Origin of the sequence: Streptomyces sp. TSRI0281 (assembly GCF_001905125.1) — a bacterium.
Taxonomy (GTDB): domain Bacteria; phylum Actinomycetota; class Actinomycetes; order Streptomycetales; family Streptomycetaceae; genus Streptomyces.
In genome coordinates this window covers 294,826-311,422 of sequence record NZ_LWLE01000001.1, presented here as the reverse complement: position 1 = coordinate 311,422, position 16,597 = coordinate 294,826, and the positions used below count along the sequence as shown (strand labels likewise).

Sequence of the window (16,597 nt, the reverse complement as noted above, 5' to 3'; positions counted from 1 at the left end):
TGGCCGCTCTCGGGACGCGGAGCGGTGGAGGGACGGAGAGATCGAGGCGCGGGGCGTGGGCGGGCGGTGCGATCCGGCCCGGCGCCCTCCCCCGCCGCTCTCAGCCGCAGCCGCAGCTGGCCCGGCGGACCATGGAGACCGGGAGTTCCAGCGACACCGGAGGGCGGTCCCGGTCGGCGAGGCGCTGCACGAGCAGCTCCACCGCCTGTTCGCCGAGCTGCCGTATGGGCTGCCGCACGGTCGTCAGCGGCGGGCGGACGATCCGGCTGAGCGGAATCCCGTCGAAGCCGGTCACGGCGATGTCGTGCGGCACCCGCACCCCGCGCCGTTCCAGCGCCTGGAGCGCGCCCACCGCCATCTGGTCGTTGGCGAACAGCATCGCCTCCGGGCGGGGCAGGCCGGCCGCGTCCGCCCGGTCCAGCAGGGCCTGCGCGGTCCGGGCGCCCTCCGCCTGCGTCATCATCTCGGCCCGCAGCTCCGGCTGTTCCGGCACCGCGAGTCCGGCCTCCCGGCACGCCTCCCGGAACCCGTGGAACCGTGCTCCGGCGTCCGGCGACTTCACCTCGCCGCCGATGAACGCGAGCCTGCGCAGCCCGTGGTCCTCGATCAGGTGGCGGGCCAGCTCGCGTTCCCCGTCGGCGTTGGCGACCACGATGTGATCCAGGTGGTCGATCTCGCGCGGCCCGGCCAGCATCACCACGGGCAGCCGGCGCGATATCACTTCCAGGTCCTCGGTCGGCACCGTCTGCGCCAGTACGGCGAAGCCGTCGACCCGCCCCGCGACCTTCGCGACCAGGCTCTCGGGCCCGCCGTCCAGCGAAGCGGCGATCAGCAGCGCGTAGCCGTGCCGGCGGGACGCCCGCTCCATGCCCCGGATGATCTGGTCGGAGTAGAGCATGACGGCCTGGTCGTCGTCGGCGTCGCTCATCGCCGCGGCGGTCTCGGTGTCCGGGTCGGCGTAGTCGGGAAAGCACAGACCCAGCACACCGGTGGTGCGGCTGGCCAGGCCCCGGGCGCTGCCGCTCGGTACGTAACCGAGCTCACGGGCCGCCTCCAGGACCCGCTCACGGGTCTGGATACGTACGGAATCCGGGTTGCGGTAGACCCGCGAAACCGTGGCAATGGAGACGCCCGATCGCTCGGCGACGTCGTACACCGTGGGGGCGCTCACTCGACCGACCGTCCGCTTCTTCATTCGTAGCGACGCGCCTGATGCGTGTGCTGTTGCGTGTGCTGACTCGTGCTGACTTGTCCTGATTGATGCAGTTCATTCTGGCGTTTTGAAAGCGCATTCACCCTAGATCGTGGGCTGTCGCGCGGGCAAGGCCACTCGGTACGGCGTGCACCGGATCACGCCACCGGTGGATATCGACAGGCAACCTTGCAAGAGGCCCTGTGCATCTTTTACACCCGAGGACGGCGACACCGTCGTCACCAAGCAGCAGTGGGGCGCCTTCTACGGCACCGGCCTCGACCTTCACCTGTGCCGCCGGGGCATCACCCAGGTCGTGGTGGCGGGAATCGCGACCAGCATCGGTGTCGAGTCCACCGCCCGCGCCGCCCACGAGCACGGCTACCACGTCACGGTCGTCACCGACGCGGTGACGGACCTCCACGCCGACGCCCACCGCAACAGCGTCGAGAACATCTTCCCGAGGCTCGGCGAGACCGACACCACCCAGGCCGTCATCGCGCTGCCGGCCTGAGAGACGCGCCTCAGGGCCTGTGCCGCAGGGCCGCCTGTGCGGCAGGGCCTGTGCCGCAGGGACCGGGGACCCGCTCACCCGGCCGCCCCACGCCCCCCCCACGCACCGCCCCTACGGCACCCGTGCGATGCCGCCGTCGACCCGGAGGTCGATCCCGTTGATGTAGCCCGCCAGCGGGCTGGCCAGGAACGCCACGGCGGCCGCGATATCGGCGCCGGTGCCCAGGCGGCCACTGGGATTCGGGGCGTACTCGGCCGCCACCCGGGGCTCCAGCTCCGGCCAGGACTCGGTGCTGCCCGCTGCGGCGGCCCGGTCCTCGAACATCTGCCGCAGGCCCGCCGTGGCGATCACTCCCGGGCTGACCGTGTTCGCCGTCACCCCGGTCCCGGCCAGGTGCTGCGCCAGGCTCGTGGTCATGTTGACCACGGCCGCCTTCGCCGCCGAGTACTCGACCATGTGGGGCAGCGGAGTCGTCGCCGCGCGGCTGCCCACATGGATGACCCGGCCCCAGCCGCGCTCGCGCATCGACGGCACGAGGGCCTGGACGAGCCGCGCTGCGGAGACCACGTTGCCGTTCATCGCCTCCGTCCACGCGGCCGGGGTCACGGTGTCCCAGTCGTGCTCGGCGTACGGACCGGCGTTGTTGACCAGCACCTCCGTCCCCCACGCGCGCGCCCGGTCGGCCACCTCGTCGGCCGCCGCCCCGTCCGTGAGGTCGCCGAGCACCACCTGTGCCGTCCCGCCCGCGGCCCGCAGCTCTTCCGCGACCCGGTTCGCGCGCTCCGCGTCGCGGCCGTGCACCAGCACCGCGCATCCCTCGGCGGCCAGCCGTCCGGCGACCGCCGCTCCGATACCCCCACTGCTCGCCGATACGAACGCGCGTCGTCCCGCCAGTTCGAGATCCATGCGTTCGAGGCTAAGGGCTGTCAGCCGGGATCAGCCGCCCTCCCGGCGGCGGCCGATCTTGTTGCCCAGCCACACCAGCGGGTCGTACCTGCGGTCCACCACGCGTTCCTTCAGCGGGATCAGCGCGTTGTCGGTGATCCTGATGTGCTCGGGGCACACCTCCGTACAGCACTTGGTGATGTTGCAGTAGCCGAGGCCGTGCTCCTCCTGGGCGCTCGCCTTCCGGTCCAGGCCCGCCTCGGCGGCGGCGTCCAGGGGGTGCATGTCCAGCTCCGCGACCCGCATCAGGAAGCGCGGCCCGGCGAAGGCCGCCTTGTTCTCCTCGTGGTCGCGCACCACATGGCAGGTGTCCTGACACAGGAAGCACTCGATGCACTTGCGGAACTCCTGCGACCGGTCAACATCGACCTGCTGCATCCGGTAGTCGCCCGCCTTCACCCCCTCGGGCGGCACGAAGGCGGGCACCTCGCGCGCCTTCGTGTAGTTGAAGGTCACGTCCGTCACCAGGTCACGGACGACGGGGAAGGCCCGCAGCGGGGTGACCGTGATCGTCTCCTGCCGGCTGAACACCGACATCCGGGTCATGCACAGCAGCCGCGGCCGTCCGTTGATCTCCGCGCTGCACGAACCGCATTTGCCCGCCTTGCAGTTCCAGCGCACCGCGAGATCGCCCGCCTGGGTGGCCTGGATCCGGTGGATGATGTCGAGGACGACCTCGCCGTCGTTCACCTCGACCGTGTAGTCCGCCAGATCGCCGCCCTCGGTGTCGCCGCGCCACACCCTGAACCGGGCCTCGTAGCCGCTCATTCGTACAGCTCCTCTTCGGCGAGGTACTTGACCAGCTCCTCCTTCTCGAACAGGGAGAGCAGGTCCGGACGGATGGGTTCGGTCGTTCTCCGTACGAGCTCGATGCGGCCGGCCGGCGATGCGGCGCGGCCGACCGGGGAGACGGCGTGGCCGGCCGGCGGTGCGGCGGTCTCGTCGGCGATCCGGCACAGCAGATTGACCGGGCGCCAGGAGCTCTCCATCACCGGGTGGTCCTCGCGGGTGTGACCGCCGCGGCTCTCGGTGCGCTCCAGCGCGGCCCGTGCGACGCACTCGCTGACCAGCAGCATGTTGCGCAGGTCCAGGGCGAGGTGCCAGCCCGGGTTGAACTGCCGGTGGCCCTCGACCCCGGCGCGTCCCGCCCGTACGCGCAGTGCGGCCAGTCTCTTCAAGGCCTCGGCCATCTCGGGCTCGCGGCGGATGATGCCGACCAGGTCGTTCATCGTCTGCTGGAGTTCCTGGTGCAGGGTGTACGGATTCTCCGCGGGCTCCCCGGCCGCCGCGGGGTCCTCCGCGCTGAACGGGCGCAGCGCCTCCGCCGCCGCCGCGTCGATCTGCTCCTCCTCCACCGCGGGGAGGGCGGTGAGCCCCGCCGCGTACTCCGCGGCGTGTAGGCCCGCCCGCCGGCCGAAGACCAGCAGGTCGGAGAGAGAGTTGCCGCCGAGCCGGTTGGAGCCGTGCATGCCGCCCGCGACCTCGCCCGCCGCGTACAGACCGGGCACGGCGAGGGCGGCGGCGGTGTCGGATTCCACGGCGATGCCGCCCATCACGTAGTGACAGGTCGGGCCCACCTCCATCGCCTCCGCCGTGATGTCGACATCGGCCAGCTCCTTGAACTGGTGGTACATCGACGGCAGCCTCCGCCGGATCGTCTCCGCGGGCATCCGGGTCGACACATCCAGGAACACCCCGCCGTGCGGTGAGCCGCGGCCCGCCTTGACCTCGGAGTTGATGGCGCGGGCGACCTCGTCGCGCGGCAGCAGCTCGGGCGGGCGGCGGTTGTGGTCCGGGTCCTCGTACCAGCGGTCGCCCTCGGCCTCCGACTGCGCGTACTTCTCCTTGAACACCTCGGGGACGTAGTCGAACATGAACCGCTTGCCCTCGGAGTTGCGCAGCACCCCGCCGTCGCCCCGCACCGATTCGGTGACCAGGATGCCCTTCACCGAGGGCGGCCAGACCATGCCCGTCGGATGGAACTGCACGAACTCCATGTTCAGCAGGGGCGCGCCCGCCAGCAGGGCCAGCGCATGGCCGTCGCCGGTGTACTCCCAGGAGTTCGACGTCACCTTGAAGGACTTGCCGATACCGCCGGTCGCGAGGACCACGGCAGGGGCTTCGAGGACGAAGAAGCGGCCGGACTCACGCGTGTAGCAGAAGGTGCCGGAGACCCGCTCGCCGTCCTTGAGGATCCGGGTGACCGTGCACTCCTGGAACACCTTCAGCCGGGCTTCGTAGTCGCCCGTCTCCCGGAAGTCCTCCTGCTGGAGCGCCACGATCCGCTGCTGGAGCGTGCGGATCAGTTCGAGGCCGGTACGGTCCCCGACGTGCGCGAGCCGGGGGTACTCGTGGCCGCCGAAGTTGCGCTGGGAGATCTTCCCGTCGGGCGTACGGTCGAAGAGCGCACCCCAGGTCTCCAGCTCCCAGACCCGGTCGGGCGCCTCCTTGGCGTGCAGCTCGGCCATCCGCCACTGGTTGAGGAACTTGCCGCCGCGCATGGTGTCGCGGAAGTGCACCTGCCAGTTGTCCCCGGCGTTCACATTGCCCATGGAGGCGGCGATTCCGCCCTCCGCCATGACGGTGTGGGCCTTGCCGAAGAGCGACTTGCAGATGACCGCCGTACGGGCGCCGCGTTCCCGGGCCTCGATCGCGGCGCGCAGCCCGGCGCCGCCGGCACCGACCACGACGACGTCCCACTGCTGCCGTTCGAGCTGAGTCACAGGAAGAACCTCACGGTCACGGGAAACACCTCACGGTCGGGGGACGGGGCGCACGGTCGGGGGCCGGAGCGCGCGGTCGCTAGAAGAACCTCGGGTCGTCGAAGGCCCCGGAGGCGACCAGATACACGTAGAAGTCGGCCACCGCCACGCTGATCAGGGAGGCCCAGGCGAGCTGCATGTGCCGGGCGTTCAGCTTCCCGGCCCACCCCCACAGCCGGTAGCGCACGGGGTGCCGGGAGAAGTGCCGCAGCCGGCCGCCGATGATGTGCCGGCACGAGTGGCACGAGACGGTGTACGCCCAGATCAGCGCGATGTTGACCAGGAAGATCAGCGAGCCGAGCCCCATGTGGCCCCAGGCGTAGTGCTCGTCGCGGAAGGACAGCACGGTGTCGTACGTGAGGATTCCGGCGACCGGAACCGCGGCGTAGAAGAAGTACCGGTGCATGTTCTGCATGACGAGCGGGAAGCGGGTCTCGCCGCTGTACGCGGTGTGCGGCTCGGCGACCGCGCAGGCCGGGGGCGACGCCCAGAAGCCCCGGTAGTAGGCCTTGCGGTAGTAGTAGCAGGTCAGCCGGAAGCCCAGGGGGAAGATCAGGATCAGCAGGGCGGGGGAGAGGCCCCACCAGCTGCCGAATATTTCCCAGTTCGGTCCCGACCGCATGGGCGCGCAGTTCTCCGCCAGACACGGCGAGTAGAACGGCGACACATAGGGGGCGGCGTAGTAGTCGGCGTTGGCGAAGGCCCGCCAGGTCGAGTAGACGATGAAGGCCAGGAGGCCCGCGGCGGTCACGGCGGGCGCCGACCACCAGCGGTCGGTCCGCAGATGGCGGGCGGGGATGGCGGCGCGGGAGTCGTGCCGGACGCCTCCCGCGAGGCGTCCGGCCGGGTCGGTCCGGGCGGTCGCGACCGCCGGTCCCGCGCCTCGTTCCGTACCCGGGCCCGGTCCCGTACCCGGTCCCGTACCCGGTCCCGTGCCTGGTCCTGTGCCTGGTTCCGTTCCTGAATCCGTACCGGTGGCCAAGGAACTCTCCTAGGGGGCGTGCCGGCCGCGGACGCCCAGACCCTCGTCGTCCGAGTCCGTCCACAGCGTGGCGTCGTACGGCGCTTCGGTGATGGTGACCATGCCGGCGCGGTGGTCCGGCGCCGGTGAGCGGTCCGCGGCATCGGCCTCGCGCAGCTGCGCGAGGCTCTGTTCCAGTCGTCCGACGGTGCGGGCCAGATCGTCGAGGCAGCGCTGAACTGCCGTCAATTCCTCGTGCAGGGACATGACTTGCCCTCACTTCCGCGGGGGGCGGGTGGCAATGCTCATGCGCATGCGAGTGTCGCGCGTCACATCCCCTTTGTGAAGGGAGTGGGGGCGTGCTGTCTTGCTGAAACGTTCCTCCGCTCGGGTGAGGTTGCGGGTCCCGTCCGCCGTGTCTGCGCCGCCTCCCGCGCGGGGGCGCCTTCAGTGGACGGACGGAACCAGTGTGATCAACTGCAAATGCCACCAATAACGCAGAATCCGGTCCATTCCGGTACGGGGTGGTCCGGGCCGGCCCCGGAGGTATCAGCCATGTCCCACGTCGGCGTCCCGCGCGGGACGGTCCGCAAGCGCCGCTCACTCGCGCTCCTCACGACGGGTGTGCTCACGATCCCGGTGCTGGCCGGCTGCAGCTCGGGCGCCGACGACAGCGCGCGGCCCTTCCCGCAGGACATCGCCCGCGCCGCCCGCGACCGGGTCGCCGACGGCTCCTCGGTGAACTGGGCGATCGACACGGTGCCCGCCACCTTCAACGCCTTCCAGGCGGATGCCGACAGCTCCACGGCACGCGTCACCGGAGCCGTGCTGCCGACCCTCTTCCCCCTGGACGCGACCGGGAAGCCGCGGCTCAACCCGGACTTCCTGGAGTCCGCGAAGGTCATCGGGCGCGAACCCAAGCAGGTCGTGCTCTACAAGCTCAACCAGCGGGCCGTGTGGAGCAACGGACGGGAGATCGGAGCTCCCGACTTCGTCGCCCAGTGGCGGGCGCTGAGCGGCAAGGACTCGGCGTTCTGGACCGCCCGCAACGCGGGCTACGAGCGGATCGAGAAGATCGAGCGCGGCTCCGACGACCTCCAGGTCCGGGTCACCTTCTCCAAGCCGTACGCGGACTGGCGCGCGCTCTTCTCGCCGCTGTACCCGAAGGAGATCACCGGCTCCCCGGACGCCTTCAACGACGGCGCGCGCACCACGCTCAAGACCTCGGCGGGACCGTTTCGGCTGCGCAGCGTGAGCAAGGACGAGGGCACCGTCACCCTGGTGCGCGACCCCCGCTGGTGGGGCGACGAGGCCAAGCTCGAAACGCTCGTCTTCCACGCGGTCAAGCCCCAGGACCGCACCGAGGCCCTCGCCGCGGGCACCGTCGACATCGCGGACGTCGACGCCTCCGCGGCGAACCGTATCGCCCTGGCCGCGCGTGACAGGGGCGCGGCCGGACAGCCGCCCGCCCACGGCCCGGGATCCGACATCACGCCCGCCGCCGCCCTGCGCTCCTGGGCGCTGGCCCACGGCTCGGACGAGGACGAGGCGGAGAGCGCCCAGGCGGCCCGCGACAGGAACACGGCGGCCGTCGCGGCGTACAGCGCCGAGCAGAAGGCCCTGCGCGGCTACGTCGTACGCAAGTCCCTGGAGCCCGCCTACACCCAGCTCGCGCTGAACGGGGAGTCCGGGCCGCTCGCGGACGACCGGGTACGCCGGGCCGTGGCCCGCGCCCTGGACCGTCAGGAGCTCGCCGACACCGTACTCGGGCCGCTGGGGCTTCCCGCGACTCCGCTCGGCAGCCACCTGAGCCTCGCCGGGCAGCCGGGATACAAGGACGGCAGCGGCGCACTCGGCGACCAGAACACCAAGGAGGCCCAGGCGCTGCTGGCCGACGCGGGCTGGACGAGGGGCGGCGCGGCCCAGAAGCCCAAGGACACCAAGGCCGGCAGCGAGGCGGAGAAGGCGGCGGCGGAGAAGAAGGCCGCGGCGGGGGACAGCTCGGCCGCCGAGGAGGATGCCGACGCGGGGAAGGCGGAGGAGAGGACGGCGGAGCAGGAGAAGGCCGCCGCGGCGGAGAAGGACGATGCCGCGAAGAAGGACGAGAAGAAGGACGAGAAGAAGGCCGACGACGGCACGTACATCGTCGGCGAGGACAACAAGCCGGGTCAGGGACCCGGCCGTGCCCCCGCCCTGAACGACGGCCCCCTCCTCACCGACGGCACCACCGCCGTCCACGTCCTCGCCCCGGCAGCCGCCGCCCAGAGCGCCGCCCTGCTGCGCCAGGCCGGCGCCCTCGCGGACGCGAGGCCCGTGACCGGCACGGAGGCCAAGGCCGACAGCGCCACCGACGAGACGCCCGCCAAGGTCAGCGCACAGGACAAGCAGCCCGGCGGCGCCGCGGGCGCGTACGCCCCCGCGGGCACCGCCGCACCGGCCCCCGCCTCGGTGCGCGGACCGCTCGGCAAGGAGGGCAAGCCGCTGACCCTGCGCTTCGTCCTCCCTTCCGGACCCGGCTCCCAGTCGCTGCGCACCGTCGGCGACAAGATCGCGGCGATGCTGGAGTCCATCGGCATCGGCACGGAGATCACGAAGGTCGCCGACGACAGCTACTTCAAGGACCACATCGCCTCGGGGGACTACGACCTGGCGCTGTACTCCTGGCCCGCCACCGCCTACCCGGCGACCGACGGACGCCCGATCTACGCGAAGCCGGAGCCGGCCACCGACGGATCGCTGCTCGTCGAGCAGAACTACACCCGGGTCGGCACCGACCACATCGACCAGCTCTTCGACCAGGCGGCCTCCGAGCTGGACGAGGGCGCCGCCCGGGACCTGATGAAGCAGGCCGACGCCCGGATCTGGGCGGCCGCCGGATCCATTCCCCTCTATCAGCGCCCACAGCTCGTGGCGGTCGACAGGAAGCTCGCGAACGTCGGCGCCTTCGGCTTCGCCGCTCCCCGCTACCAGGACATCGGATTCAAGAAGCCGCAAGCGGCAGGTTCCCCCGCGAATCGTAAGAAGTAGCAGGTCAAGCCCTGCCAAAGCTCAGAAGCAGCTCAATTCCCTTGCCCGCCGGATGCCCGGCGGGCAAGGTGGTTTCCGCCCCGACCCGGGCTGTTCGATTCTCCCCACACCCCCGGATTTCCCGCTGTCACCCGGCTGCCGAGCAGCTGTTCGGTGACGTAATACGGGCTGAATATCGGCTGAATGCCAGCGGAAGAACGGTCTCGCGGATCGGGCCGGGAAGCCCGGGACGCGCCGGGCCCGTACCATTGGACGAGCCGTGGCGTGTCCGCCCGGCGGGCGTACGAGGACTCGAGACCGACTGAGACGCCTGATCCCACGATCCGAGAGAAGCGCAAGCCACCCATGCCCACGCGCCACGACATCCGTAACGTAGCCATTGTCGCCCACGTCGACCACGGCAAGACCACGCTGGTCGACGCCATGCTCAAGCAGGCCGGCGCGTTCGCCGCGCACGCCGCCGAGCACCTCGACGATCGCATGATGGACTCGAACGACCTGGAGCGTGAGAAGGGCATCACGATCCTCGCCAAGAACACGGCGGTGAAGTATCACCCCAAGTCCGGCGGGGACCCGATCACGATCAACATCATCGACACCCCCGGCCACGCCGACTTCGGCGGCGAGGTCGAGCGCGGTCTGTCGATGGTCGACGCGGTCGTGCTGCTCGTCGATGCCTCCGAGGGACCGCTCCCGCAGACCCGGTTCGTGCTGCGCAAGGCGCTGACCGCCAAGCTGCCGGTCATCCTCTGCATCAACAAGACCGACCGTCCGGACTCCCGGATCGCCGAGGTCATCGATGAGACGTACGACCTCTTCCTGGACCTGGACGCCGACGAGGACCAGATCGAGTTCCCGATCGTCTACGCCTGCGCCCGTGACGGCGTCGCCTCGCTGACCAAGCCGGAGGACGGCACCGTCCCGCCGGACAGCGAGAACCTGGAGCCGTTCTTCAACACGATCCTCTCCACGGTCCCGGCCCCGGAGTACGACGCGGACGCCCCGCTGCAGGCTCACGTCACCAACCTGGACGCCGACAACTTCCTCGGCCGTATCGCGCTCTGCCGCGTCGAGCAGGGCGAGCTGCGCAAGGGCCAGACGGTCACCTGGATCAAGCGCGACGGCACGATGTCCAACGTCCGCATCACCGAGCTGCTGATGACCGAGGCGCTCACCCGCAAGCCGGCCGAGATGGCCGGTCCGGGCGACATCTGCGCCATCGCCGGTATCCCGGACATCATGATCGGCGAGACCCTGGCCGACCCCGAGAACCCGATCGCGCTGCCGCTGATCACGGTCGACGAGCCGGCCATCTCGATGACCATCGGTGCGAACACCTCGCCGCTGGTCGGCAAGGGCGGCAAGGGCCACAAGGTCACCGCCCGCCAGATCAAGGACCGCCTGGACCGCGAGCTGGTCGGTAACGTCTCGCTGCGCGTCCTGGACACCGAGCGCCCTGACGCCTGGGAGGTCCAGGGCCGCGGTGAGCTCGCGCTGGCGATCCTCGTCGAGCAGATGCGCCGCGAGGGCTTCGAGCTGACCGTCGGCAAGCCCGAGGTCGTCACCAAGCAGATCGACGGCAAGACCCACGAGCCGATCGAGCGCATGACGATCGACTCGCCCGAGGAGCACCTCGGCGCCATCACGCAGCTGATGGCGAGCCGCAAGGGCCGCATGGAGACCATGACGAACCACGGTTCGGGCTGGGTCCGCATGGAGTGGATCGTCCCGTCCCGCGGCCTCATCGGCTTCCGTACGGAGTTCCTGACCCAGACCCGCGGTACCGGCATCGCGCACTCCATCTTCGAGGGCCACGAGCCGTGGTTCGGGGAGCTGCGCACCCGTCACAACGGCTCGCTGGTCGCGGACCGTTCGGGCACGGTGACGCCGTTCGCGATGGTCAACCTCCAGGAGCGCGGTGTCATCTTCACCGAGGCCGGCACCGAGGTCTACGAGGGCATGATCATCGGCGAGAACTCCCGCGCCGACGACATGGACGTGAACATCACCAAGGAGAAGAAGCTCACCAACATGCGTGCGGCTTCCGCCGACACCACGGAGAACGTGGTGCCGGCCCGCAAGCTCTCGCTGGAGCAGTCCCTGGAGTTCTGCCGCGACGACGAGTGCATCGAGGTGACCCCGGAGACCGTGCGCATCCGCAAGGTCGTCCTGGACGCCAAGCAGCGTGGCCGTACGGCTTCGCGCGCCAAGAACGGCTGAGCCGAGCACTCCGGCGGACGATCCGTCAGCAGGAGTCCGATCCGAGGCCGAATATGAGGCCCGGTCCCCGCAGAGATTGTGGGAGGCCGGGCCTTTCGTCAATGAGTTTTTCTGCCCCGGGTGTCCGGATATCGGACGTCGCTCTCCGGAACATGTGTTAACGGTCCGTTTCGGGCGTGTCTGTCTGGGATCACTTTGTCCGGATTTCGGGCACACGGCCCCTACTGATGTTGTCAAACCGAGACCCTTTAAGTGTGGTTTACAGCCCGGGCGTACTTAATAGTTGGCTCCATTGAGCTCGGGTCAATGGGTCACGCACTGTGGGGAGTGCCGACTCACGAGCACACTCGGGGCACGGAAACGATCGCCGTCAGGGGTGTCGGTAGATCTCTCCAGTGCCCCTCTTGTAGTCAAAAGTGGACTCATGAGGAGGAAACCCATGCGCGGTGCCAAGAGCGCCAAGTGGGTCGCGGGAGCGGCAATCATCGCCCTGGCCGCGACCGCCTGTGGCGGCGGCGACGACAGCAAGGACGGCGGCAAGAGCGCGAAGGGCGCTGTTGACGCCAACGGCATCTTTTCCGTCGAGGTCGGTGAGCCGCAGAACCCGCTGCAGCCGGCGAACACGATGGAGTCGAACGGCAGCATCGTCACCGACGCCGTCTTCTCGCAGCTCGTCGACTACGACCCCGACGGCAAGCTTGAGATGATCAACGCCGAGTCGGTGGAGACCACCGACTCGAAGCTGTGGACGGTCAAGCTCAAGAAGGACTGGAAGTTCCACGACGGGACCCCGGTCACGGCCAATTCCTACGTCAAGGCGTGGAACTGGGCCGCGAACATCAACAACGCGCAGACCAACGCGTCGTGGTTCGGCGACATCAAGGGCTACGCCGACGTCCACCCCGAGGGCAAGAAGGCCAAGCCGAAGTCCGACGCCATGTCGGGCCTGAAGGTCGTCGACGACTACACCTTCACCATCGAGCTGAACGGCGCGCTGCCGTACTTCTCGTACAAGCTCGGCTACACGGTCTTCTCCCCGCTGCCCGAGTCCTTCTACGCGGACCCGAAGGCCGCCGGCGAGAAGCCGGTCGGCAACGGCGCGTACAAGTTCGTCAGCTGGGACCACAAGAAGCAGATCAAGGTCGTCCGCAACGACGACTACAAGGGTCTCGACAAGGCGAAGAACGGTGGTGTGACCTTCAAGAACTACACCACCCTCGAAACCGCCTACGAGGACCTCAAGTCCGGCAACGTCGACGTGCTGCGCCAGATCGGCCCGAAGGACCTTCCGGTCTACCGTGCCGACCTCGGTGACCGCGCGGTGGACAAGGCGTACTCCGCCATCCAGACGATCGCCGTCGCGTACTACACGGACCAGTTCAAGGGCATCAACCCCAAGGTTGTCCAGGGTCTGTCGATGGCGATCGACCGCGACACCATCACCAAGACGGTGCTGCAGGGCACGCGTGAGCCGGCCACGGGCTGGGTCGCCAAGGGTGTTCTCGGCTTCCAGCCGAACGCCACCGGTGACGTCACCAAGTACGACCCGGCGAAGGCCAAGAAGCTGATCGCGGAGGGTGGTGGCGTCCCCAAGAACGCCATCTCCATCCAGTTCAACGCCGATGGCGGTCACAAGGAATGGGTCGAGGCTGTCTGCAACAGCATCACCCAGGCGACCGGCGTCAAGTGCACCGGCGACTCGAAGGCCGACTTCCAGGCCGACACGAACGCCCGTGACGCCAAGCAGGTCAAGTCCCTGTACCGCTCCGGCTGGGTGCTCGACTACCCGGTGAACGCCAACTTCATCAGCGACCTGTTCCGTACCGGTGCTGCCGGTAACCAGGGCGACTTCTCGAACAAGGCGCTCGACGCCGAGATCAAGAAGGCTGACTCGGCCGCTTCGCTCGACGATTCGGTGAAGGCCTACCAGACCATCGAGAAGGAGCTGGTGAACTACATGCCCTCCATCCCGCTCTGGTACTACAAGGTCAACGCCGGCTACTCGGAGAAGGTCCAGAACGTCCAGTACGCCCAGGACGGCGACCCGATCCTGACCGAAGTCCAGGTCAAGAAGTAACCACCGACGTAGTCCGCGGGCCGGTGCCGGACCGAAACTGACATCGGTCCCGCACCCGCCTGCACGCCGTGGCCGGGGGGCCCTTCCGCGCCGCAGACCACCCACTGGGTGCCTGCGGCGGGGGAGGGCCCGTCGGCTGCCGCTTGCCTATTTACATGGAGGCACGATGGGGCGCTATGTCGCACGACGACTGCTCCAGATGATCCCGGTGTTCATCGGGACAACTCTGCTGATCTTCCTGATGGTCTACACACTGCCCGGTGATCCCGTGCGGGGACTCTTCGGGGACAAGGGGGCCGACCCGGCGACCCTCGAAGCGATGCGGCACAAGCTCGGGCTCGACCAGCCGATCCTGGTGCAGTACTGGGAGTACATGAAGGGCATCGTCCTTCACTTCGACTTCGGTACCCAGATCGCCAGTGGACGCCCCGTCACCGACGTGCTCGGCGACGCGTTCCCGGTCACCCTGCGGCTCGCCGCCATGGCGTTCGTGATCGAGATCGTCCTCGGTCTCGGCCTCGGCATGGCCGCCGGTCTGCGCGCCGGACGGCTGACCGACAACGTCGTGCTGGTCCTGACGCTGCTGATCATCTCGATCCCGGTCTTCGTTCTCGGCTTCATCGTCAAGTCGGTGTTCGCCTTCCAGCTCGACTGGATCTCACCGAACGTCTCGAACGACGCCACCTGGGGCGAGCTGATCGCCCCCGCTGTCGTTCTCGGGTCACTGTCACTGGCGTACGTCGCCCGGCTGACCCGTACGACCATGGCGGAGAACCTGCGCTCGGACTACATGCGTACGGCCGTGGCCAAGGGACTTCCCAAGCGCCGCATCGTGGGTGTGCACCTGATGCGCAACTCGCTGATCCCGGTCATCACCTTCCTCGGCACCGACCTCGGCGCTCTGATGGGTGGAGCGGTCGTCACCGAGGGCCTGTTCAACGTGAAGGGCATCGGCGGCACCATCTTCGAGTCGATCGTCCGCCGCGAGGGCACGACCCTGGTCGGACTGGTCACCATCCTGGTGCTCGTCTACCTCTTCATGAGCCTTATCGTCGACCTGCTGTACGCGGTCCTGGACCCGAGGATCCGGTATGCCTGACCTGACCAAGACCGCTCCCGCGCCCGACGACGCCAAGGCTCCCCTCGCCGACCCGTCGGCCGTCGTCAAGGCCGAGAAGGCGCGCAGCCTCTGGGGCGACGCCTGGCAGGACCTGCGCCGCAACTGGTACTTCATCATCTCGGCCGTCCTGATCCTGCTGCTGCTCGTGATCACGATCTTCCCGAGCCTGTTCACCAGCGCCTCGCCCACCACGGGTGACCTGGTGCACCACTTCCTGGGCAAGCCCGAGCTGAGCAAGATCGGTTCGCCCGAGTGGTTCGGCTTCGACGGCCAGGGCCGCAGTGTCTACGCGCGTGTCATCTACGGCACCCGCGCCTCGGTCATCGTCGGTGTCTCGGTGACGCTCGTCGTGACCCTGTTCGGCGGTCTGGTCGGCATGCTGGCCGGTTACTTCGGCGGCTGGGTCGACGCGCTCCTCTCCGGCTTCACCAACATCTTCCTGGGCCTGCCCTTCCTGCTCGGCGCGATGGTCGTCCTCCAGGCGTTCACCGAGCGGACGATCTGGGTGGTCGTCTTCGCCCTGGCGTTCCTCGGCTGGACCCAGATCGCGCGTGTCATGCGCGGTGCGGTGATCACGATCAAGCAGGCGGACTTCGTCCAGGCGGCCAGAGCGCTGGGAGCCGGTACGACCCGGATCCTGTTCCGGCACATCCTGCCGAACGTCCTGGCCCCGGTGATCGTCGTGGCGACCATCTCGCTCGGTGTGTACATCTCGGCCGAGGCGACCCTGTCCTACCTGGGTCTCGGTCTGGCTCCGCCGACCGTCTCGTGGGGTATGGACATCTCCGGCGGTTCGAGCCAGATCCGGGTGGCCCAGCACATCCTGATCTACCCGTCGATCATGCTCAGCCTCACTGTTCTGGCGTTCATCATGCTCGGCGAAGCCGTCCGCAACGCCCTCGACCCGAAGACGCGATAAGGAGGGCGCACGTGACCACCGTCAGCAAGACCGCAGAGATCCCGTCCGCGCGCTCGGGTGACGACCATGTCGGCCCGCTGCTCGAAGTCCGCGACCTGCACGTGGAGTTCCACACCCGTGACGGCGTGGCCAAGGCCGTCAACGGCGTCAACTACAGCGTGGACGCCGGCGAGACGCTCGCCGTCCTCGGTGAGTCGGGTTCCGGCAAGTCCGTGACGGCGCAGGCCATCATGGGCATCCTCGACATGCCGCCCGGCAGGATCCCGCAGGGCGAGATCTTCTTCCGCGGCCAGGACATGCTGAAGATGTCCTACGAGGAGCGCCGCAAGATCCGTGGCCAGAAGATCGCGATGATCTTCCAGGACGCGCTGTCCTCGCTGAACCCGGTCCTCACCGTCGGCTACCAGCTCGGCGAGATGTTCCGGGTCCACCAGGGCCTGTCCAAGAAGGCGGCCAAGGCCAAGGCCATCGAGCTGATGGACCAGGTCAAGATCCCGGCCGCCGCGGCCCGTGTCTCGGACTACCCGCACCAGTTCTCCGGCGGGATGCGCCAGCGCATCATGATCGCCATGGCGCTGGCCCTGGAGCCGGACCTGATCATCGCCGACGAGCCGACCACCGCGCTCGACGTGACGGTGCAGGCCCAGGTGATGGACCTGCTCGCGGAGCTTCAGCGCGAGTACAACATGGGCCTGATCCTGATCACCCACGACCTCGGTGTGGTCGCGGACGTCGCCGACAAGATCGCCGTGATGTACGCGGGCCGGATCGTCGAGACCGCCCCGGTCCACGAGATCTACAAGCGCCCGGCGCACCCGTACACCAAGGGTCTGCTGGAGTCGATCCCGCGCCTGGACCAG

At 68.9% G+C, this 16,597-nt stretch carries 12 protein-coding genes and 1 pseudogene; 7 read left to right on the top strand and 6 right to left on the bottom strand.

Translation table 11 applies throughout. The features are described from left to right. Positions 1-100: 100 nt before the first annotated feature. Positions 101-1,195, bottom strand: coding sequence for a LacI family DNA-binding transcriptional regulator (locus A6A29_RS01405; RefSeq protein ID WP_073718057.1), 1,095 nt, complete (start codon positions 1,193-1,195; stop codon positions 101-103). A 157-nt stretch (positions 1,196-1,352) separates the two neighbouring features. On the opposite strand from A6A29_RS01405, the pseudogene A6A29_RS01400 reads away from it, so the two are divergent. Beyond that, a pseudogene (locus tag A6A29_RS01400) lies at positions 1,353-1,706 on the top strand (isochorismatase family protein); the annotation flags it as partial. A 111-nt stretch (positions 1,707-1,817) separates the two neighbouring features. Here A6A29_RS01400 and A6A29_RS01395 read toward each other — a convergent pair. From A6A29_RS01395 to A6A29_RS01375, 5 genes are all read right to left on the bottom strand, one after another. After that, a complete protein-coding gene (locus tag A6A29_RS01395; RefSeq protein ID WP_073718056.1) occupies positions 1,818-2,612 on the bottom strand; it encodes an SDR family NAD(P)-dependent oxidoreductase in 795 nt (264 codons plus the stop codon). Positions 2,613-2,642: 30 nt separating this feature from the next. Further along, positions 2,643-3,419, bottom strand: coding sequence for a succinate dehydrogenase/fumarate reductase iron-sulfur subunit (locus tag A6A29_RS01390; RefSeq protein WP_073718055.1), 777 nt, complete (start codon positions 3,417-3,419; stop codon positions 2,643-2,645). After that, complete coding sequence (locus tag A6A29_RS01385; protein WP_073718054.1) at positions 3,416-5,374, bottom strand: fumarate reductase/succinate dehydrogenase flavoprotein subunit; 1,959 nt, start codon at positions 5,372-5,374, stop codon at positions 3,416-3,418. The genes A6A29_RS01390 and A6A29_RS01385 overlap by 4 nt, the downstream gene beginning before the upstream one ends. A 79-nt stretch (positions 5,375-5,453) precedes the next feature. After that, positions 5,454-6,212 carry a hypothetical protein gene (locus tag A6A29_RS01380; RefSeq protein ID WP_073718931.1) on the bottom strand — a complete coding sequence of 253 codons (759 nt, stop codon included), beginning with the start codon at positions 6,210-6,212 and terminating at the stop codon, positions 5,454-5,456. 192 nt (positions 6,213-6,404) lie between these two features. Beyond that, a complete protein-coding gene (locus tag A6A29_RS01375; RefSeq protein ID WP_073718053.1) occupies positions 6,405-6,641 on the bottom strand; it encodes a hypothetical protein in 237 nt (78 codons plus the stop codon). A 288-nt stretch (positions 6,642-6,929) separates the two neighbouring features. Between A6A29_RS01375 and A6A29_RS01370 the strand changes: the two genes are divergently transcribed. The 6 genes from A6A29_RS01370 to A6A29_RS01345 all read left to right on the top strand — a co-directional run. Continuing rightward, a complete protein-coding gene (locus A6A29_RS01370) occupies positions 6,930-9,401 on the top strand; it encodes an ABC transporter family substrate-binding protein (protein WP_073718052.1) in 2,472 nt (823 codons plus the stop codon). Between the two features lie 345 nt (positions 9,402-9,746). Continuing rightward, positions 9,747-11,621: a translational GTPase TypA gene (typA, locus tag A6A29_RS01365; RefSeq protein WP_073718051.1), complete on the top strand. Its 1,875-nt coding sequence runs from the start codon at positions 9,747-9,749 to the stop codon at positions 11,619-11,621. A gap of 439 nt (positions 11,622-12,060) precedes the next feature. Further along, on the top strand, positions 12,061-13,698 hold the full coding sequence (locus tag A6A29_RS01360) for a peptide ABC transporter substrate-binding protein (RefSeq protein ID WP_073718050.1): 1,638 nt from the start codon (positions 12,061-12,063) through the stop codon (positions 13,696-13,698). A gap of 166 nt (positions 13,699-13,864) precedes the next feature. Beyond that, positions 13,865-14,797 (top strand): ABC transporter permease, encoded by a 933-nt coding sequence (locus A6A29_RS01355; protein WP_073718049.1) that lies wholly within the window; start codon positions 13,865-13,867, stop codon positions 14,795-14,797. Next, complete coding sequence (locus tag A6A29_RS01350; RefSeq protein ID WP_073718048.1) at positions 14,790-15,737, top strand: ABC transporter permease; 948 nt, start codon at positions 14,790-14,792, stop codon at positions 15,735-15,737. The genes A6A29_RS01355 and A6A29_RS01350 overlap by 8 nt, the downstream gene beginning before the upstream one ends. Positions 15,738-15,748: 11 nt before the next feature. Continuing rightward, a partial coding sequence (locus A6A29_RS01345; protein ID WP_241838284.1) for an ABC transporter ATP-binding protein occupies positions 15,749-16,597 on the top strand: 849 nt, incomplete at its 3' end.